This window comes from Actinomyces sp. oral taxon 169 (assembly GCF_013394715.1).
Classification (GTDB): Bacteria; Actinomycetota; Actinomycetes; order Actinomycetales; family Actinomycetaceae; genus Actinomyces.
Genome location: NZ_CP058259.1, coordinates 2,651,719 through 2,671,392, shown reverse-complemented (window position 1 = coordinate 2,671,392; position 19,674 = coordinate 2,651,719). Strand labels below are relative to the sequence as shown.

14 protein-coding genes are annotated in these 19,674 nt (G+C 68.6%); 9 read left to right on the top strand and 5 right to left on the bottom strand.

Annotation, left to right across the window (positions count from 1 at the left end; all coding sequences use genetic code 11):
* The first annotated feature begins 205 nt into the window (after positions 1 to 205).
* From HW274_RS11235 to HW274_RS11225, 3 genes are all read left to right on the top strand, one after another.
* Positions 206 to 1,465: an oligosaccharide flippase family protein gene (locus HW274_RS11235; protein WP_075255001.1), complete on the top strand. Its 1,260-nt coding sequence runs from the start codon at positions 206 to 208 to the stop codon at positions 1,463 to 1,465.
* 169 nt (positions 1,466 to 1,634) lie between these two features.
* Complete coding sequence (locus tag HW274_RS11230; protein ID WP_065362626.1) at positions 1,635 to 2,369, top strand: CDP-alcohol phosphatidyltransferase family protein; 735 nt, start codon at positions 1,635 to 1,637, stop codon at positions 2,367 to 2,369.
* Between the two features lie 123 nt (positions 2,370 to 2,492).
* The gene (locus HW274_RS11225; RefSeq protein WP_075255000.1) at positions 2,493 to 3,398 is read left to right on the top strand and encodes a NodZ family protein; all 906 of its coding nucleotides are present in this window, start codon (positions 2,493 to 2,495) and stop codon (positions 3,396 to 3,398) included.
* A 72-nt stretch (positions 3,399 to 3,470) separates the two neighbouring features.
* On the opposite strand, the gene HW274_RS11220 is transcribed toward HW274_RS11225, so the two are convergent.
* Together HW274_RS11220 and HW274_RS11215 are read right to left on the bottom strand one after the other, a co-directional pair.
* Positions 3,471 to 4,646 carry a glycosyltransferase family 4 protein gene (locus HW274_RS11220; protein WP_075255309.1) on the bottom strand — a complete coding sequence of 392 codons (1,176 nt, stop codon included), beginning with the start codon at positions 4,644 to 4,646 and terminating at the stop codon, positions 3,471 to 3,473.
* On the bottom strand, positions 4,643 to 5,776 hold the full coding sequence (locus tag HW274_RS11215; RefSeq protein WP_075255310.1) for a DUF1972 domain-containing protein: 1,134 nt from the start codon (positions 5,774 to 5,776) through the stop codon (positions 4,643 to 4,645). Before HW274_RS11215 ends, HW274_RS11220 begins: the two co-directional genes overlap by 4 nt.
* Before the next feature lie 707 nt (positions 5,777 to 6,483).
* Here HW274_RS11215 and HW274_RS11210 point away from each other — a divergent pair.
* The 4 genes from HW274_RS11210 to HW274_RS11195 all read left to right on the top strand — a co-directional run bounded on the left by HW274_RS11210 (position 6,484) and on the right by HW274_RS11195 (position 13,549).
* A complete protein-coding gene (locus HW274_RS11210) occupies positions 6,484 to 8,025 on the top strand; it encodes a hypothetical protein (protein ID WP_185988821.1) in 1,542 nt (513 codons plus the stop codon).
* Positions 8,026 to 8,171: 146 nt separating this feature from the next.
* A complete protein-coding gene (locus HW274_RS11205) occupies positions 8,172 to 8,855 on the top strand; it encodes a hypothetical protein (protein ID WP_256692578.1) in 684 nt (227 codons plus the stop codon).
* Between the two features lie 453 nt (positions 8,856 to 9,308).
* A complete protein-coding gene (locus HW274_RS11200; protein ID WP_075255306.1) occupies positions 9,309 to 12,395 on the top strand; it encodes a LamG domain-containing protein in 3,087 nt (1,028 codons plus the stop codon).
* 182 nt (positions 12,396 to 12,577) lie between these two features.
* Positions 12,578 to 13,549 carry a diaminopimelate dehydrogenase gene (locus HW274_RS11195; RefSeq protein WP_075255305.1) on the top strand — a complete coding sequence of 324 codons (972 nt, stop codon included), beginning with the start codon at positions 12,578 to 12,580 and terminating at the stop codon, positions 13,547 to 13,549.
* Positions 13,550 to 13,621: 72 nt separating this feature from the next.
* Here the strand turns inward: HW274_RS11195 and HW274_RS11190 are convergent, their stop codons facing one another.
* Positions 13,622 to 14,701 carry a glycosyltransferase family 2 protein gene (locus tag HW274_RS11190; protein WP_075255304.1) on the bottom strand — a complete coding sequence of 360 codons (1,080 nt, stop codon included), beginning with the start codon at positions 14,699 to 14,701 and terminating at the stop codon, positions 13,622 to 13,624.
* Positions 14,702 to 14,843: 142 nt separating this feature from the next.
* Between HW274_RS11190 and HW274_RS11185 the strand changes: the two genes are divergently transcribed.
* Positions 14,844 to 15,899: a glycosyltransferase family 2 protein gene (locus HW274_RS11185; protein ID WP_075255303.1), complete on the top strand. Its 1,056-nt coding sequence runs from the start codon at positions 14,844 to 14,846 to the stop codon at positions 15,897 to 15,899.
* Complete coding sequence (locus HW274_RS11180) at positions 15,896 to 16,948, top strand: glycosyltransferase family 2 protein (RefSeq protein ID WP_075255302.1); 1,053 nt, start codon at positions 15,896 to 15,898, stop codon at positions 16,946 to 16,948. The genes HW274_RS11185 and HW274_RS11180 overlap by 4 nt, the downstream gene beginning before the upstream one ends.
* Before the next feature lie 148 nt (positions 16,949 to 17,096).
* Here the strand turns inward: HW274_RS11180 and HW274_RS11175 are convergent, their stop codons facing one another.
* Complete coding sequence (locus HW274_RS11175) at positions 17,097 to 17,468, bottom strand: hypothetical protein (protein WP_144020856.1); 372 nt, start codon at positions 17,466 to 17,468, stop codon at positions 17,097 to 17,099.
* Complete coding sequence (locus tag HW274_RS11170) at positions 17,465 to 19,576, bottom strand: protease PrsW (protein WP_185988820.1); 2,112 nt, start codon at positions 19,574 to 19,576, stop codon at positions 17,465 to 17,467. The genes HW274_RS11175 and HW274_RS11170 overlap by 4 nt, the downstream gene beginning before the upstream one ends.
* Positions 19,577 to 19,674: the final 98 nt, after the last annotated feature.

The window sequence follows — 19,674 nt, the reverse complement described above, 5'->3', positions numbered from 1 at the left end:
GACGGGCGCCGCTGAGTGTGGGCGACCTGCCGATAGCTCAGTCGCCGCAGGCATCTCGGCGGTCGAGGTGAGTGATGGAGCGGCCGTGTCCCGCGGCTCTCGGTGTTTTCCGCTGCGGCGGCTCGGCGGGGTCCTCAGGCGGGGGTCGTCGTCGGGCGCCAGCTGGTCGTCTGTGGGAACCACAGCCGTGGCCAAGGTGGTGGTCATGGGGGTGTCCGGCGTCTTCGGCCTGGTCAACAGCAGCCTCATCATCAGGCACTTCGGGGCCGACGCCTTCGCCCAGTACAACCTGCTGGCCACCTTCCCCACCCTCATGCCCTTCACCGACCTGGGCATCGGCGCGGTCATCCTCAACACGGTGGCGAGCTCGAACGACCCGGCCCACGACTCGACCGTGCGGCGCACGATCACCACCGCCGTCCGGGTACTGCTCGGCTCCGCCCTGGTCATCAGCACCGTCGGCATCGTTGTCATGCTGCTGGGTGCCTGGCCCGGGCTGCTGGGGGGCAAGCTCATGGAGGGTGGCGGGCCCACCGCCACCGTCTGTCTCATCATCTACGCCGCGGCCCTGCCGCTGTCCGTGGGGCAGCGGGTCATCATCGGGCTGGGGCGCTCGGCCACGCAGGTCATCAGTCAGGGGGTCGTCTCGCCGGCCATGTCCTGCTTCCTGCTGCTGGCCATTGTCACCGGCCTGGGGCGCGGCAACGCCGTGTCCATTTACTCCTACATCGCCAACGCCCTGGTGTCGGTCATCTGCATCGTCGTCGCCTGGCGTGCCACCCGCCCCCTGTTCAGGGAGGCTCTCAAGGATGTGCCGCGGCTGCGCAGCGTGCGCGGCGTGCGCATCGTCAACACCGCGGGCCCCCAGCTGCTGCAGTCCCTGGCCATCCCGATCGCCTTCCAGACCGACCAGCTCCTTCTGTCCCACCTGGGGCAATCCCAGGCCCTGGCTGAGTACGGCCTGGCCAACAGGCTGTTCAACATGCTCACCCAGACCGTCATGGCGGCCGGTGTCGCCATGTGGCCCATGTTCGCCAGAGCCCGGGCTGACAAGCGCGTCGAGAGTCCCTTCAAACCGGCCATCGCCTTCAGCGGGGGTGGCTTCCTCCTGGCTCTTGTCCTCGTCGCCATCACGCCCTGGGCCGCTCGGGTCATGTCTGGAGGAGAGGTCGTTCTGCCCTCCGTGCTCGTGTGGGCCTTCGCCGCCTACGTCGCCGTCGAGGCTGGCAAGCAGCCGCTGGGCATGTACATGACCGACCCGCGCGGCCTGCAGTTCCAGGTCATTCCGGTGCTCATCCTGGTGCCGATGAATCTCGCCATCTCCTGGGTCCTCATTGGGCCCTTCGACGCCGCCGGGCCTATCCTGGGCTCGGTGATCTCGGTGGTCCTGTGCCAGATCCTCCCGTATGCCTGGTGGGTGCGCCGGGACGTGGCCAGGCGTCGTCGAGAACTGGCCCAGCAGTGAGCCCCTCCTCGTCGGCCGCCGGTGCTGAGCCGGCTCGCGCAGCCCGGGAGCCGGCGCCGCGCCCCCACGCCCGACCGCTGCCCCACGTCCCCCGACTCCCTCATCTCGCCGTTCCTCATCTGTCCAACACCCGGCCCGGTTCCCCGGGCCCCGCTCAAGGAGAAGCCTCATGAGCTCCCCTGCTGGTTCCCCCACCATTGCCGAGAACATCAGGGCCCTGTCCCGGGCTCAGAAGTCCAAGGCCGGTGCCCCCCTCTACTCCCGCATCATCAACCGTCCCGCGGGGCGGGTTCTGGCCGCGATCGCCCACCGGCTGGGCGCGACCCCGGACCAGGTGACGGTCCTGTCGGCGCTGTGCACCTACAGTGGCATCGCCCTCATCGCCCTGTGGCGTCCCACAGTCGTGTCCGCCGTGGCGACCGCCCTGCTGCTCATGTTCGGATACGCCCTCGACGCCGCTGACGGACAGCTGGCGAGACTGCGCAACGGCGGATCCAAAGCCGGTGAATGGCTCGACCATGTCGCTGACGTTATTAAGCTCTCGACAATTCACGGCGCTATTGCGATCTCGCTGTTCCGTTTTGCGGAATTGCCTCCCTCGGTCCTGCTTATTCCGCTGGCATTCGGGGCGGTTCAAAATATTCACTTCTTCAGTTACATCCTGACGTATCAGCTGCGTTATCACGGCGGGACTCCCTTGGCCAAGGATGAGTCCCGACCGGGCATCCTCAAGTCGGTTCTGTCGGCTCCGACGGACTACGGCCTCATGTGCTTCGTGCTCATGACCCGCTTCGCGCCCACGGTCTTCCTGTGGGTGTACGGCATCATGCTCCTGGGCTACGCGGGCTACGTGGCGCTGGCCCTGCCCAAGTGGTACCGCGACCTGCGCAACGACCTCCAGTAGCCCTTCGTCGTCGGCCCTCATCGGGCCTGGTGCGGTCGGCCCGTGACGGACTACGGCGAACCGATCACCGGCACTCCCGCTGAGATCTCCATCTATTCCCCCTCATATCTGTTAAGGAATCTTATGGCTCTGCTAACCGGCCGCAAGGCGCTACTGGTCTATACGGGACGCAAGGACGGGTTGGGCAACCGTGTGCGTGCGCTGCTGTCTGCCCAGGAGCTCGCCCGGGTCGAGGACCGCGACCTCTACTACGTGTGGAGCACCGATGAGTACTTCGGCCCTCGGATGGATGAGCTGTGGCGATTCGAAGGGGGCAGTTCCGCATCGCGCCTGACCTCCCGGGCGCTCCTGCCCGTGGCCCGGTACCGCCAGCCCAAGGGCGTTCGGATCACTTCCGACCTGCGCCGCCGCCACCTGTGGCAGATCCACTCCCACGGCCTGCCCGTCACCTGGGAGGACCCGGCCTGGAAGGGGAGCGCTTCGGAGGGGACGGCGTCCGCCGGGCCGCGCCCCTGGACCGAGCGGCTGCGCGAGCTCACCCCCGTCGACGAGATCGCCGATGAAGTCCGCTCCCTCTACGACGCCCACCTGCGGGGACGCCCCTACGTCGGCATCCAGGTGCGCACCCACGCGGTCTCCCACGCCAAGACCATCGAGTCCTCACCGGTGGAGTGGTTCGCCAACCGGATGCGCCAGATCCGCGCCGACCACCCCGACGTCCCCTTCTTCCTGTCCTGCGACACCCCCGAGGCCCAGAAGCAGCTGGCCGGAGAGTTCGACGGCTGCGTCTTCCTGACAGACAAAGGCGGATACAACACCGTCAAGGGCGTGCGCTCGGGCCTGGTCGACCTCTACCTGCTGGCCAGCTCCCAGCACCTCATCGGGGCCTCCTTCTCCAGCTTCGTGGAGATGGCCGTCTTCCTGTGCAACGGCGTCGTCCCCTTCGAACGGCCCGACCAGCCCCTCGACGGCGAGTTCAGCCTCTCCCTGGGGCTGGCCGAGGACCCGCTGCGCCCCGCCCAGCGCTGACGGCCCTCCGGTCGGTCAGCCGGCGGGGTCGGGCGGGATGGGTGCTCCCGCCCGACCCGGCGAACCAGGGACTCAGCGCCTGACGAGATCGTCAACGATCCGCGTCATCGTGGCGCGATACCCGGCCACGGAAAAGCGCTCGGCGGCCTCGCGCTCACCCTGTTCGGCGAGCCGGGCCGCCAGGTTCGGGTCGGCCGCCAGGGAGCCCAGGGCATCAGCCAGGGCCTGAGCGTCGTCGGCGGGCACGAGCAGGCCGGTGGCCGAATCGGTGACGACCTCGGCCAGACCCTGGACCCGGGAGGCCACCAGCGGCCGGGCCGCGTGCATCGCCTCGACTGCCGTGTTCCCGAAGGGCTCCGCCCGGGAGGGCACGACGACGGCGTCGGCGGCCTCCAGCACCGGCCAGGTGGGGTGCACGTAACCCAGCAGCTCGACGTGCCCCTCCAGGTCCGCCCGACCGGCGCGCTCACGCAGCTCGGCCTCGTACCACTCGTAACCGGGGAAGACCGAGCCGCACACGCTCAAGGAGGCATCCACTCCAGAGCTGCGCAGCAGCCCGACGGCGTCGAGAGCCACGTCCACACCCTTGCGCGGGGACAGGCGCCCTACCATGGCGACCCGGAATGAGTCCCCGGGCTGCCTGGGGCGCAGGGGCTCCAGAGGCCGGTCGGGTCCGGCGACCCCGTTGTGGACCACTTCCGTGCGTGAGGCCAGTCGCGGCTGGGCGTCCAGGAGTGCGTCGCGGGCCGCCCCGGAGTTCGCCACGATTCGGGAGGCCGCCAGCAGCGGGGCGTTGAGCCCGGCGCGGATGATCCGGCGCTGGGTGTCCTCGGCCTCATGCACGTGGGCCAGCACCGGCACGCCGGCTGCGCTCGCGGCCACTGGCCACCAGGGGATGGTCACCGTGTTGCTGAGAACCACGTCGGCGCGGCTGGCACGGATGACCGACCGCAGGCGGGCGATCTCCGGGGCGGCCTGAGCGGAGAGCCTCGCCAGACCGGTGGGGCTCAGCAGGGCCTTGCGCAGGACCGTGAAGGGCATGACGGCCACGCGGGCGCCGGCGTTGCGCAGCACTGCCACCAGGGGGCCGTCCTGGGGCAGGGCCACGAGGACCTCGTGGCCGGTCTCGATGAGTCCGTGAATGGTCTCCACCAGCTGCCAGTCCGAGCCGTACAGGTCGGGGGAGGGATGGGCCACGAGGACTCGGGCGGCACTGCTGCGGGCGCTGGCCGCCCCGCCCCGGCTCACCAGCCCGCCTTCCCGGTGCGGCGTCCGGAGGGACGACGGCGGACCGGGCCCTCGAGCGCGAGGCGTCGGGCAAGGGCCTCATAGCCGGAGGCCACCTCGTCCCAGTCGTAGAGGGCCGCACGCTTGCGGGACTCCTCGCCGCGCGCGGTTTGGGCCTCCACGTCGGACTCGGCGGAGACGACCAGGGCGGCCACGTCGTCGGGCGTGGTCCAGTAGCGGCCGGCCTCGCCCAGGACCTCGCGGTTGAAGGAGACGTCGAAGGCGTCCACCGCGGCCCCGGCGCCGATGGCGCGCAGGAGGGATGGGTTCGTGCCGCCCACGGAGTGGCCGTGGTAGTAGACCAGGGCGCCGGAGTAGAGGGCGTCGAGCAGATCCTGGTCCCACAGGCCGCCGAGCAGGCGAACCCGGCCGTCGGCCAGGGACTCGATGCGGGTGGTGTAGTCGTCGGCGTAGGGGGCCGAGCCGACGACAACCAGGGGCAGCGTCGCCCCGGAGCGCACGTAGCCCTCCACGATGACGTCGACGTGGTTCTCCACCTCGAAGCGGGCCACCACCAGGTGGAAGCCCTTGGGGTTCAGGTCCAGCTCGGCCAGGCGCGAGGTGTCGGCGCTGATGCGGGGCGCCCCGTAGGCGAGAAGGTCGGTGGGGGCGTTGAACTCCTCGGTGTAGTAGTCGGCGATGCCCTGGGCGTCGGCGATGAGTGCGTCGGAGTAACGCACCGCCAGGGCCTCGGCGGCGCGGTAGTAGCGCTTGCCGGTGGGGCCCCACTTGCCGCGGCGCCACTCCAGACCGTCGACATGCGTGGCCACCGGAATGCGTGCGGCGCGCAGAGCCGGCAGGAAGGGGGAGTTGGCGGCGTTGAAGACGAAGGCCGCGTCCGGGTGGGTGCGGCGCAGCATGTGGGCCACTGACAGGGCCGTGTGTGACAGGGTCTCCAGGCTGCGGTTCTTCACCGAGGGCAGCTCAACCAGTCGCATCCCCAGGTAGGTGTTGGGCAGCGGGGTGTCCGGCTCGGGGTTGCGGCAGTAGACGAGGACCTGGTGGCCGCGGTCGGCCAGGCGCCGGCCGACCTCCTCGATGGCGGTCTCGAAACCTCCGTAGCGGGCGGGGACGCCTCGCGTCCCGATCATGGCGATACGGAGCCTGTCCGGGTTCACAGCAGTCAACGGAGTCCTTTCGAAGGGCGGCGGGGCCGCTCAGGGATGGGAACTAAAGGTCCTCTTCGATGCGACTGCCGGTCACGGTGACGGCGGAGGATCATCGACGAGGCGGATGGGGAGGCGGTGATGGTGGTGGTGATGGCGATGAGGCAATGGGCGAGGAGGCGGGCTTGGGCTCTTGCCCTTGAGTTCGCAGGGGTTCCCGCGGAGCGCCTACGGGCTCGTGGTACCGCGCCTGCCCGGTACACCCTGTCAGCAGTCTAGGGGCAGGCGACCGCCGGCATGCGCCGAAGGGGCGTCACGTGAATACCTCTGGTGCCCTGGAGTGCGGGTTCGGGGTGCCGCGCTGGTGATGCGCTAGAACCATGGTGGAGGGATCGCCTTCGACTGGTCCACACCACCTGGGCAAGCGCTGAGCATTCCAGCCAAGAATCGGGTGTGGAACCGCGCGGCGGTTAATGAGAGTCTATCTGTGAGAAAGGTGGGTGGGGCGCACCCCCTCGCGCGAGGAGTGATTGATTGCACAACGGGACCTGGAAGAAAGGATCCCGGAGTCGTTATCAAAGCGTTATCGCTGTAATACTCTCGTGACCGGCGCCGGCCTCGCTGCGGTGAGGCCGCCCCGTCTGTCCGCGCCACTTACCCACGTTCCCTCACGTCTTAAGAACGGAGCACTCGTGCATCCTTTCCGTGCTGCCTCCAGTGTGGGGGCGGTCCTGACCGCCCTCCCCCTCGCCCTTGGTGCGCTCGTCGCCCCTACTGTTGCGCCCCCGGCCGCTGCCGCGGGGCAGGTCGCTCTCGCCTCCCCGCAGCCTCTGCCCACGGCTCAGATGGACGGCATCGTTCTGGACCAGGCGGTGGTGGGCAATACCGTCTACGTCGTCGGGGAGTTCAAGAACGCCCGCCCGGCAGGGGCGGCAGCCGGCGAGAACGAGTCTCCTCGTTACAACGCCATGGCCTTCGACATCACGACCGGTGCGCTGCTGGACTGGGCGCCCAAGGTCAATGGCAAGATCAATGCGGTCGAGGCCTCGGCCGACGGCTCCACCATCTACCTCGGCGGCAACTTCACCTCCGTCAACGATGAGTCCGTCTACCGGGTGGCGGCGGTGGACGCTGCAGGCAAGCGCAAGCCGCTGGGGGCCTCGGCCAACGGTACGGTCATGGATCTGGAGCTGTCTCCCGACGGTTCCACCCTGTACCTGGGCGGTTCCTTCACCCAGATCAACTCCTCGGCGAGACAGCGCGCCGGCGCTGTGGATCTCAAGACGAACAAGGTCACCAGCTTCGCCCCCCAGGTCGACGACTCCCTGGTTCGTTCCATCACGGTGGCCGCTGACAACTCCGCTGTGGCGATCGGCGGCTCCTTCACCTCGGTGGACGGATCGTCCGACGCCTATGGAATCGCCGTTCTGGAGAAGGATGGTTCTCTGCGGCACACCAACATCTCCAGCGTCATCCGCAACGCGGGTTCGAACTCCGGCATCATGAGCCTCAAGTCGGACTCCCGAGGCCTTTACGGCACCGGATACTCCCAGGAGGGGACCTTCGAGGGGATGTTCCGCGCCAGCTGGACCACCGGGGACATCGACCTCATGGCCGACTGCCACGGCGACACCTATGACGTGCTGCCCACCAACGACGTCGTCTACATCGCCAGCCACACTCACGACTGCAGCAACATCGGTGGCTTCTCCGATGGGGAGCAGAGTGGTACCTACCATCACGCCGTCGGCTTCTCAAGCACGGCGACGGGTACCGTGCGCTCCAACACGGCTCGCGGCTACAGCGACTACTCGGGAATGCCCGCCCCCACGCAGTACAGCGGCTTCCTGCCCGGGTTCCAGATCGGCGAGTACAGCGGTCTGAGCCAGGCCGTGTGGACCGTTGAGGGCAACAGCCAGTACATCGTCTACGGCGGTGAGTTCCTCGCGGTCAGCGGCACCAAGCAGCAGGGGCTCGTGCGCTTCGCCGCTAGTGGGGGCGACGCCAACGCCGCTGAGCCCGGTAACGAGGATGCCAACAACGGCAATAACGGTAACAACGGCAACAACGATGACGGTGACAACGGCAAGGACAAGAAGGACAAGAAGAAGCAGGACGACTGGGACAACCAGGACGACTGGGACAACCAGGACGGCTGGGGCCAGGGCGGCTGGGGCAACAACCAGCGCGGCTGGGGCCAGGGCGGCTGGGACAACCAGGACGATGAGTGGTGATGATGGCCATGAGAACCGTTCGGTCTGCGGACCCGCACGGCGTATCTCCTGAATCCTCCGGTTCTATCGTCGGTGGTGGTGTGCTTCCCAACTCAGTGGCCCCTGAGGGCGTTGCAGCGCGCGACGGAGGTCGTACGCTTCGGCACGTGTCACGAACTCGAATGCTGATCCTTCCCGCTGTCCTGGTGCTGGGTCTGGGACTGGCCGCCTGCGGAGGCGGAAAGTCTCAGAGCACTGCCAGTCCCTCCGCCTCGGCCGCAGCCTCTGCCAGTGGCTCGGCCTCCGCTGAGGCCGCCCCCACGAACGTCGCCACCCCGACGGTCCAGACCGCGAAGCCGACGGCGGCGCCTGCCTCCCCCTCGGAGGATGTCTCCACTCCGGACGCATCCTCGATCGACCCCAAGGCCGTCGAGACCGGTGATCTGTCGAAGGATGAGTACCCCGAGGTGGGCCTGGACAAGTCCGTCCGTGTTGACGGAGACCTGGTGATCTCCCTGGGGCAGATGCAGGCGAAGGACTTCGCCAGCGGGCCCGGCGAGGTGGGAGGTGCTGGAGTCCTGGTTCCGGTGACGGTGACGAACAAGTCCGGCCAGGACCTGCCGCTGGCCAGTGTGCTGTCCACTACCGTCAACTACGGTGAGGGTGCTGGTACGCCCGCCAGTGAGATCGTATCGGCCTCGGACGCGGTCCCTGCCACGCTCGCGGCCGGTCAGACGGTGACTGTTAATCGAGCCTTCGTCATTCCGGCGGATGGGCGCGGAAATGTCAAGGTCGTCGTGGACCTGGGGGCGGGCCGTGGGGCCGCCACCTTCCGGGGGTCCGCTGGCTGATCGGGGGTAGGCCCTCGAAGGCTTGACTCCTCTTCCACGGGTCTGCTCCAGGCGCCGTCCGGCACTCATGAAAGTGAGTGCCGGACGGCGCCTCGGCGTGCGGGATGGTCCGTTCGGGCGGCTCGGCTCTGGGGTCTGCGTCGTTGCTTCGCTGTGACATGAGACGAGCTGGCGCCGAAGGCAACCTGAGTCGCGTCTATATAGAAGGTGACTCCAATGGTGGGTACTTATGAGTGCCCCGCAGTCCTTGAAATGCTCGGAGTGTGGCGGGATTTGAACGAAGGGTCAGTGTCTGGCGGATTTGTTCTGCTCTGTGGTGTGCACCAAAACGGGGGTGCGTAAGTTGTCGACGGTGTACGATGAGCGCGCCCGTCGACCCGTGCCGGGCGCGGAATACCAGCCATTCGTAAGGTTGCGTGTCCGTGATCTGAGTATGTTCTGAATGGAATACCTGTGAAGCTCCCCCGCCGACTCCTGAGCGGCCTGCTGGCCGCGGCTCTCGTTCCCCTCGGTGCCGTTACGCTCGCTCCGGCCTCCCCTGCCGCCGCGGACCCGGCCCCTGCCCCAGCCGGCGCCGCCGGTACTCCCAGCACCGTCTCCGCCGACGCCCTGCCCACCGCCCAGATCAATGGCATCGTCTGGGACCAGGTCGTGGTCGGCGACATCGTCTACGCCGTCGGGAAGTTCTCCGCGGTCAGGCCGGCAGGATCGCCGGCCGGCCAGAACGAGTCCCCGCGCAGCAACGCGATGGCCTACAACATCAACACCGGTGAGATCCTCAACTGGGCCCCCACCACCAACGGCACCATCAACGCCATTGCCGCCTCCGCTGACGGCCAGACCCTCTACCTGGGCGGGGAGTTCACCACACTGAACAACCAGACCGCATGGCGCGTTGGCGCGGTCAGGGCCTCCGACGGTCAGCGCGCCCCGCTGGGCGCCGCGGCCAACGGCAGCGTCAAGGCCCTGAGCGTCTCCCCCGACGGACAGACCCTCTACATCGGTGGCGCCTTCACCCAGATCAACTCCTCGGCCCGTCAGCGCGTCGCGGCACTCAACCTGGGCAGCCAGCAGCTGACGAACTTCGCACCGAAGATCGACAACTACTACGTGCGCAGCATCGTCGAGGCTGTTGACGGCTCGGCCGTGGCCATCGGTGGCGCCTTCGAGTCCGTCGGTGGCAGCGACAAGCCCGGTCACGGGATCGCCATCTTCGAGAAGGACGGCAGCCTGCGCAAGAACAACGCCTCCAGCGTGGTTCGCGGCGCCGGCGCCGAGGCCTCCGTCATGAGCGTCAAGGCCGATGAGCACGGCCTGTACGCGGCGAGCTACTCCCGGCTGGGCACCTTCGAGGGCGTCATGCGCCTGAACTGGGTCACCGGCGACATCGACTACATGGCCGACTGCCACGGCGACTCCTATGACGTCCTGCCCGCCGGCGACGTCGTCTACGCCGCCAGCCACTCCCACGACTGCTCCAACATCGGTGGCTTCCCGGACGTCTCGTACCACTACCACAACGCGGTGGCCTATACGAACGCCGCCACTGGAACCGTGGAGGACAACCACGGCGCGGGCTACAAGAACTACGCCGGCCAGAACGCCACCACGAACCTCAACTTCTACCCCGACTTCACGCCGGGCAAGATCTCCGGCGCCATCCAGGCGACCTGGACCGTTGAGGGCAACGACAAGTACGTCGTCTACGGCGGCGAGTTCCTGGCCGTCAATGGCACCGCCCAGCAGGGACTGGTGCGCTTCGCCCGCCGCGACATCGCCCCGAACAAGCAGGGGCCCATGGACAAGGGCGGTGCCTTCAAGGTCTCCGGCACTTCGCCGCGCGCCGGGGTCGTCTCCCTGTCCTTCAAGGCCAACTGGGACCGGGACGACAAGACCCTGACCTACAACGTCTACCGTGACGCCATGAACGGTCAGCCGGTCACCAGTCAGACCGCGACCGCCGGCTTCTGGGAGCGCTCCGACCTGAGCGCCACCGACGTCGTCGAGCCCGGAAGCACGCACCGCTACCGGGTCCAGGTGACCGACCAGTGGGGGGCCTCCACCGTCTCGGACTGGGTGACGGTCAAGGCCGCTGAGGGCCAGGGGCTGAGCAAGTACGGCGCCCGTGTCCTGGCCGACGGCGCCGCCCACTACTGGTCCTTCGACGAGACCAGCGGCGACAAGGCCGAGGACTTCGTGGCCCAGCGCAACCTGACGATTCGCGGCAAGGCCTACAAGCGCGGAGCCGGGTCCGTCCTGGGCTCGGGCGCCTCGCTCGGCCTGACCTCGGACAGCGCCAACAAGTCGCACGCCGCGACGCGCGTCGCCTCCCAGGCCCCCACCGCCTTCTCCATGGAGGCATGGGTCCGCACGACCTCGACCTCGGGCGGAGAGATCATGGGCTACGGCTCCTCCGCGGCCAACCAGTCGTGGAGCCGTGACCGCATGGTGTACATGCGCAATGACGGCACGCTCAGCTTCATGCTCTACCCGGGCAAGCTGACCACCATCACCACTCCCAAGAGCTACAACGACGGGCAGTGGCACCACATCGTGGCCTCTCTGAGCCCGACCGCCGGCGCCATGCTCTACGTGGACGGCAACCTTGCCGCCTTCGACGGCGCCATGACCGCGGGGCAGAGCTACTCCGGTTACTGGCGCATCGGCGGGGACGCCCTCAGCGGTGTCAACGGCCAGCCCTCCAACACCAACATCCAGGCCGACATCGACGAGGCCGCCGTCTACAGCACCCCGCTGTCGGCGCGCCAGATCGGCGAGCACTACACCGCCGCCACCGGCAAGCAGGTCGAGCCGGACAAGGGCGACGACAAGGGTAAGGACAACGCCGGCAAGGACAAGGGCAACGGCAAGGACAACGCCGGTAAGGACAAGGGCAAGCAGCCCGAGGGCAAGGCCCTGCTGGACGACTCCTTCGAGCGCAGTGTGAACGGCGGCTGGGGCAAGGCCCAGGCCGGCGGTGAGTGGAAGACCACCTGGAACGCCGCGGCATTCTCCGTCGACGGCACCAGCGGCCGCATCGCCATGGCCGGTCCGCGCTCCTCGGCCTCCATCATCTCCGACCCGGTCAAGTCGACCTCCACCGACGCCGTCGTGGACTTCTCCCTGGACGCGGTGCCCACCGGAAACGGAGCCTTCATCTCCTACGCCGCCCGCACCACCAAGGCCGGCCAGTACCAGGCCACGGTCCGCATCGGCAGCACCGGCAACCCGGTGGTCACGGTCTCGCGCGTGGTCAAGGGCAAGGAGACCTCCCTGGGCTCCTACGTGATGAAGCAGCCCTACACGGCCGGTCAGCCGCTCCACCTGCGCATGGTGGTTGACGGCGCGGAGTCGACCAACATCCAGACCAAGCTCTGGGCCGGAGATGCCGAGCCCGCCGAGTGGGGGATCGAGGCCGTCGACAACGACAAGACCCTCAACGAGGCCGGAACCGTGGGGCTGACCACCTACATGTCCGGCTCGGCCGGGCCTGAGACCGTCACCCTGTCGGTCGACAAGGTCACCATCAAGCAGCACTGACGCCGTCGAGCGCAGCGCGCATACGGGGCGGGCCGGGAAGAGCTGATCTTCCCGGCCCGCCCCGTTTCGCTGCCTGCCGCGAGGAGGCGTCCAGGAGACGGCCACTTCCCGACATGTCACACGCAGGCAACACGGAGCGTCCCTAGGATCATCCTTGTAGTGAGAACCCACTAGGAGGAACCATGCTCAGGGTAGCGATCAACGGATACGGCAACCTCGGCCGCGGTGTCGAGCAGGCCATCACCAAGAACGCGGACATGGAGGTCGCCGTCGTCTTCACCCGGCGTGACCCGGACAGCGTCACCACCCAGGGGGCGCCCGTCGCCCACGTCGACGACATGGCCGCCTGGGCCGACAAGGTCGATGTCTGCCTGAACTGCGGAGGCTCGGCCACTGACCTGATCGAGCAGACCCCGGCCGCCGCCACCCTGTTCAACACGGTCGACTCCTTCGACACCCACGCCCGCATCCCCGAGCACTTCGCCGCTGTCGACGCCGCCGCCAAGGCCTCGGGCCACGTCGCCCTGATCTCCGCCGGCTGGGACCCGGGCCTGTTCTCCATGCTGCGGGTCCTGGGCGAGGCCGTCCTGCCCGACGGCGCCACCACCACCTTCTGGGGGCCCGGTGTCTCCCAGGGGCACTCCGATGCCCTGCGCCGCATCGAGGGCGTCGTCGACGCCAAGCAATACACCCGCCCGGTGGAGGCCACCGTTGCCGCCGTCAAGGCCGGCGACGACGTCGAGCTGACCACCCGCTCCATGCACACGCGCGACTGCTACGTGGTGGCCGAGGAGGGTGCCGACCGGGCCCGCATCGAGCGGGAGATCGTGGAGATGCCCAACTACTTCGCCGACTACGACACCACCGTCACCTTCATCACCGCCGAGGAGCTGGCAGCCGAGCACGCCGGGATCCCGCACGGCGGCTCCGTCATCCGCCGCGGGCACACCTCCGAGGGCGTGGCCGAGACCGTGAGCTTCGAGCTCCAGCTCGACTCCAACCCGGAGTTCACCGGCTCGGTCCTGGTCGCCACGGCGCGAGCGGTGGCCAGGATGGCCGCCCGCGGTGAGACCGGTGCGCGCACCGTCTTCGACGTGACGCTCGCCGACCTGTCCCCGACGAGCCCTGAGGAGCTGCGCGCCCACTACCTGTGAGGCGGGCGGACAGACCGAGGCCTCCCGCCGTCGGCATCGCGCCGGCAGCGGGACGCCTCGGCTCCGGCTGAGTCAGTCGCGGATGAGGGGGACATCGACGTCGGGCAGCTCTCCGCGGCGGGCGGCACGCAGGAGCCTCATCCCGTCACGGGTGGCCTGCGCCGCTGTGATGAGCGGGCGGCGAGTACTCAGGAGCTGGCGCCTGCCGCCGCGCAGGACGATCTCTCGGGCGGCCCGGCCCGCCGTGGCCACCCACCGGCGTTGCGTGGCCCGATCCAGGTGCAGCCCCGCGTACAGCAGCCGGTTGCGCACGTTGTAGTAGTAGTAGATGTCCGACTTGGCGCGGTCGGACTGGTCGTCCTCGGAGTGGGTGCCGCCCTCATCGTGGACGGCCACGGCGTCGCGCACCAGGGCCAGGCTGCCCCCGGCCGCCAGCACCCGGGCGGAGAAGTCCACGTCCTCCCAGTACAGGAAGTAGCGCGCGTCCAGGCCGCCGGCGGCCTCGAACAGGTCCGCCGACAGCGCCAGGCAGGCCCCCGAGAGCCACGGCTGGGTGCCGCCGGGGGGAATCGGGCGCGGTGAGCGGCGCGAGCGCATCGAGCCGTCGGCCAGGCACACGACGATCCCGTCGGAGACGATGCGGCCACTGGAGTCCTTGAGCACCGGTGCCACCAGGGCGAGCCGGTCCGCGTGCGCCCTGGCCGCCAGGCGGATGAGGTCGGCCCGGGCGATGACGGCGTCGGGATTGAGCAGGACCAGCAGGTCGGCGCCGAGCTCGCGCGCCCGGGCCGCCCCCAGGTTCATGCCGCCGCCGAAGCCGGTGTTCGTCTCCGGCAGGACCGCCTCCCAGCCCCGCGAGGAGGCCAGTGCCACCAGTTCTTCGCGGGCGGCGGGCGTGGAGTAGTTGTCGACGACGATGATGCGGGCCTCGGGGGAGTCCTCGACCACACGCGCCAGCGTGCGCTCCAGCAGCGCCGCCGAGTCGTAGCTGACGACGATGACCGCCGTGCGCGAAAGCAGTTCGCCGCCGGAGAGAGCCTCGGAGGCCTCGGTGATCTCGACGGCCTGGGCGGGGGCGCCGGTGGCGGGGCCGGTCGGATCGGCGGCCTCGGGGGTCTCGGCGCCCTGGGCGGGGTCAGGGGTGGAGGTCATCGGAGCAGGAGCCTTCCGGGTGCGGGACGACGTCGTGGCTCGGGTGCTCCCACCGTGGGGCGCACCCGCTTCGTGATAGTACCGTTAGACCCTGATATGAGGCCGCGATCCGCCGGCAGGCGGGAGGAAGGACGGGCTGGACGTGCACCTGACCATCGCGATGCTCACCTACCGCCGCAACGACTACCTCGCGCAGGTGATCCCCGAGCTGCTGGCGCAGACCGACGACGTCTGTGATGCGCAGACGACGGCGAGCGTGCTCATTGTGGACAACGACCCGCAGGCCGGGGCGAGGGCCGTCGTCGAGGCCGCCCGGGCGGCGCTGGCTGGCGAGCAGTCGGAGGCGGTGGAATCGTCTGGGGCGGCTGACTTGGACGCGGCGGTGACGTCGCGGCTGGTCTACGTTCACGAGCCCGAGCCGGGCATCGTGGCCGGCCGCAACCGGGCCCTCAGCCAGGCCCACGGCTCTGACGCCCTCGTCTTCATCGACGACGACGAGATCCCCTCACCGGGCTGGCTCAAGGCCCTCGTGAGCACCTGGCGCGCCCAGGGCTGCGCCGCCGTCACCGGCCCCACGCCGCCGACCTTCGAGGTCGACCCCTCGGCGTGGGTGGTCGCCTCAGGCGCCTTCGACTCCTGGGAGGCCGCCGACGGGGCCCAGGTCCGCAGCGCCGACACCGGCAACCTGCTCCTGGATCTGGCCGTCGTCGAAAACCTGGGGCTGCGCTTCGACCCGCGCTACGGGCTCACCGGCGGTGAGGACTCCCTGTTCACCCGCCAGCTCACCCGCGCCGGCGGCGTCATCCGCTTCGCGGCCGGGGCGGTGGTCACCAAGCGCGTGCCCGCGGCCCGCGCCCGGCGCACCTGGGTGCTGGAGCGCTCCCTGCGCTCGGGCTCGTCCTGGGCCCGGGTGCGCATCGACACGGCCGGGCCCGCCGACGGCGGTGCCTCTGGCAGGCTCGCGCGCCTCAGGCTGCGCCTGGGCTACGGCGCCAAGGGGCTGGCCAAGGCCGGAATCGACGGGGCACGGGCCGGCGTGGCCCGCATCCGCGGTGACGTGCCCGCCCAGGCCCGCTACGAGGTCTCCTCGCGCGGGGGACTGGGCATGGTGGTGGGCGCTCTGGGTGTCCACGTGCGCGAGTACGGACGCCCCCGGCGCCGGAGGAGCACAGCACGCCCCGGCAGGAGGAGCGCATGAACCGGCTGACGATCGCCATCCCCACCTTCCGCCGCCCGCAGGACCTCAAACGGGCCGTCAGCGGGGTCCTGGAGCAGGCCGGTGCGCTGGTCGGCGGCGTGGGTGCCGAGGCCCGAGAACCCGAGGGCGATGCCGCGGGTGCGGCGGACGTGGATGGAGGAGCCGGGAGGGGCGTGAGCGACGTCGAGGTCCTCGTCATCGACAACGACGCCCAGGGCACCGGGCACGAGGCCGCCCTCGCCGCAGCGGCCGACGCCGGGGTACCGGTGCGTTCCTCAGCGGAGGGCTCGGAGGAGCCCGGGGGCGTGGGCCTGCGCTACGTCATCGAGGAGAGGCCCGGTGTGGCGGCGGTGCGCAACCGCGCCCTGGACGAGACCGGTGGGCGCGACCTGCTCGTCTTCATCGACGACGACGAGGAGCCCGAGCCCGGCTGGCTCGCCGCCCTCGTGGGGCTGTGGGCCTCGACCGGCTGCCAGGCGGTGGCCGGACCCGTCATCCCCGCCTACGAGGTCGAGCCCGAGGCGTGGGTGCGTCAGGGCGAGTTCTTCGTGCGCAGGACCTGGCCCACCGGCACGGTCCGCCCAGTGGCGGCCTCCAACTGCCTGCTGCTGGACCTGGGTTTCGTGCGCCGGGCCGGGCTGCGCTTCGATGAGGCCTTCGGCGCCACTGGGGGAGAGGACACGCTCTTCACCCGCCGGCTGAGCGCCGCCGGCGGAGTCATCCGCTGGTGCGATGAGGCGCGCGTGCGCGACCACGTGCCGGCCTCGCGCCTCACCCGCCCCTGGATCCTGCGACGGCAGCGCTCCCATGCCGCCACCTCGGTGCGCGTGGAGCTGGCGCTGGCCGGTGGCGGGGCTCAGCCGGCCATCCGGGCCAAGGCCGCGGCCGGTGGCCTGGTGCGCATCGTCGTCGGCGGCCTGCGAACCGCCGGCGGAACCCTCATCGGCAGTCCTCAGCATGCTGCTAAGGGAGCTCGGCTGTTGGCCCGTGGCCGCGGCATCCTGGCGGCCAGCGTCGGAGGCGGCGTCCACCGCGAGTACGACCACTGAGGCGGTGCCGAGTGAATCGGTGTCGAAAGGTGAATCAAGGGGCGGCAAAGCCAACGGATGAAGGTGAATTGGAGTGAGTGAAGCTTTTAGGGATGGCGGTCCGTGTCGAAAAATCTCTTTCCGTTAAATTGTCAACCTAAAAGACGGTTTATTCGGAGGGGGTTGTGCGGCTGCGTTTAACGCCCATTTCTTCTCCAATGATAACTTCGCCGTCAGCAGTAATGTCATACACCAGCATGCGGCCATCTGGGTCGTCCATGGAACGCACTCTCTCGCTGGTGACTATGTCGGTCCCGTTTGGGTCGCCAGGATGAGGCTCTGGGGCCCTTGTGTAGGGATTTCCTAGCCATAGGTTAATCCAGTTGAGCGCGGTTAGTTGCGTTAGGATTTCGCAGGTTCTTATGGTAGCCGAGTTGGTGTCGAGGTTCTCCATTTTTCGTACTGCATTGAATGCCTCAAAAGCGCTCGTTTCCCCTTCGAATCCCATAAAAAGCACTTCTAGAACAGTAGGATCAATCATAGTGCTGGATTTCCTTTCAGGGGAATTCTGTAAGTTTCTCCACTTTCCGATACGCGGAGGTAGGGGCCTCCGTGAAGTGGGTCCCTCGCTGTTGGGCTGCCTGGTTCATATATAATCACTTCTCCCTTGACGTGAGGGTTTCTGAATCTCATTCCATTGGGTTCCTTTCGCGGTATATCTCTGATCCAGTCCTCAGGAATGATTTTGAGTGCCTCCTCCTTTGAAAGTCCCCGAACGCTCTGAACGTCGGGGAACGGGCCTCCGGGGCGTGGCTTTCCGCCGCTACCTTGTCTTCCGTTTCTCTTTGGTGGGGTGCCTCTACTGCCTGCGGCGGCTGATCTGGCTTCGGTTCTGGCTGTTGCTTGTTCGGTGGCTTGGGCTGTTTTCTTGCCTCCTTGTCTCAGGGCGGTGCGGGTGGCGGCCATGTCCCTGGCGGTGGTGCGGGCGATGGTGTGGGCGCCGGCCCCGAGTACTGAGCCTGGGATGAAGGTCAGAGCGAAGTCGAACAGGTCCCAGGCTAGCTGGCCTGCGGTGACGTTGCTGAGGTATGAGGAGGTCGCCGCTGCAGGGTTGTGGATGAAGGAGGCTAGGCCGTGGCCGTGGGCCGCGGCCCAGGTCAGGACTCCGACGGCTCCCATAGCCAGGGCGAAGGTGGAACCGGCTGACATCAGCAGCATCACACCCAGCGCCGTGACCAGGAGCTGACCCATGGGGCCCAGGGAGTCCCACCACGTCGCCAGCTCGTCGAGCAGGCCGGCGAAGAACCCAGAGTCACTGCCGCCGAACAGCAGCGACGAGCCAATCGCCTGAGCAACCACCACACCGCACCACAGACACACCAGCCCTATGAGGGCCGAGACCACGATTGTGATGAGAGCGAAGACGCGGCGTGCCGCGGGTTCGAACCCGGGGGTGGTGGCCGCCATGGCGTCACGGCGCGTTTCCATCACCTGGGCAGCGGTCAGACGGCCCTCGATCATGCGCTGGGAGCGGGTCATGCGCCGGTCGGCGTAGCCACGGGCGATAACGACCAGATCGCTGTAGGAGTAGGCCACCAGCGCCGCGACGGCCTCGATCGGAGCCCGCACAAAAGCCGGTCCCCCGATCGCCGTCACGGAGGGCGCCCTGGGCGCCTCGCCAGCAGTGACCCCCAGGGCTCCGGTGCGCAGGCGCCTGCGGGCATCGGCCAGCAGGCACAGGCCGAACAGCACCACCGAGTAGGCGATCGCATTGTTGCCCCGCCCCGAGACCTGCCACACCGCACCCAGCCAGTAGACGGCCGGGTCGTCCGAGTCCAGCCAGGACACCGAGGTCAAGGAGGCCACCGAGGCGTTGTAGGCCGCGTGATCCACCACCACCTGCACCAGCGCTACGGCAGGCAGCACCCAGGCCACCACCCGCCCCAACGGCCTGCCGGTGCGCCACAGGACGATCCCCAAGCCGACCGCCATCGCCACCGTCATCGTGGACACGTGATGACCCACCGCCAGCGGGCTCGGCCCCCCGCCGGCCATGAACCGACCTAACAGGCCGTCACTGTTCCACAGGCGGAAGGACCCGGCCGTCCAGGCGTTGAGCGAGTAGTCCAGACCCTTATCACCACCCAGCAAAGAAGCCAGCATCCCCTGAGGCGCTAGACGCCTGGCGCCGTCCTCAGCCGCAGTGAAACCCGCCCCGGCCGCGTAACCCAGCAACGCCCAGTCCACCGCCGCCAGGCGCCGCGCCCGCCCCGGTGCCACCAAAGCCACCACCACCAGCGGCACCAGCTTGCCCGGCTCCTCCACAAAGGCCGCCAGAGCAATGCTCGTTCCGTCGTCACTCGTCGACATCCCGCCACTGGCGGCAACCAGCTCCGTAGCCTTAGCCACCACCAGCGCCCACGGCACACTCACCGAGAACATGACACTCACCGCCCGCCACGAGATGGTGCGAGTGCGTGACAGCAGCACCATCACCCCCAGACAGGCCAGCATCCAGAGCGTCGGCACCATCGCAGCAGCCAGGCGCGGCACCACCAGCACAGCCACCACCAGCAACACGATCGTGATGCGCTGACTGATCCGAGACAGCCGTAACAGCCCCCGGGCCAGCCCCTCGTGACGGCTCAACCACCTCTGCCAGGCCCACTGCACCCGCTGCCAGGCCTCCGGCGGAAACTGTAAGGACCCCGCCGGCCGCCCCCACACCAACGGGGAGACAACACCAA

Bases quoted from the DNA above. Each gene is read 5' to 3' on its own strand.
- HW274_RS11235 (WP_075255001.1), top strand. From the start codon at position 206: ATGGGGGTGTCCGGCGTCTTCGGCCTGGTCAACAGCAGCCTCATCATC.
- HW274_RS11225 (WP_075255000.1), top strand. From the start codon at position 2,493: ATGGCTCTGCTAACCGGCCGCAAGGCGCTACTGGTCTATACGGGACGC.
- HW274_RS11215 (WP_075255310.1), bottom strand. From the start codon at position 5,776: ATGATCGGGACGCGAGGCGTCCCCGCCCGCTACGGAGGTTTCGAGACC.
- HW274_RS11180 (WP_075255302.1), top strand. From the start codon at position 15,896: ATGAACCGGCTGACGATCGCCATCCCCACCTTCCGCCGCCCGCAGGAC.
- HW274_RS11195 (WP_075255305.1), top strand. From the start codon at position 12,578: ATGCTCAGGGTAGCGATCAACGGATACGGCAACCTCGGCCGCGGTGTC.
- HW274_RS11230 (WP_065362626.1), top strand. From the start codon at position 1,635: ATGAGCTCCCCTGCTGGTTCCCCCACCATTGCCGAGAACATCAGGGCC.
- HW274_RS11175 (WP_144020856.1), bottom strand. From the start codon at position 17,468: ATGATTGATCCTACTGTTCTAGAAGTGCTTTTTATGGGATTCGAAGGG.
- HW274_RS11190 (WP_075255304.1), bottom strand. From the start codon at position 14,701: ATGACCTCCACCCCTGACCCCGCCCAGGGCGCCGAGACCCCCGAGGCC.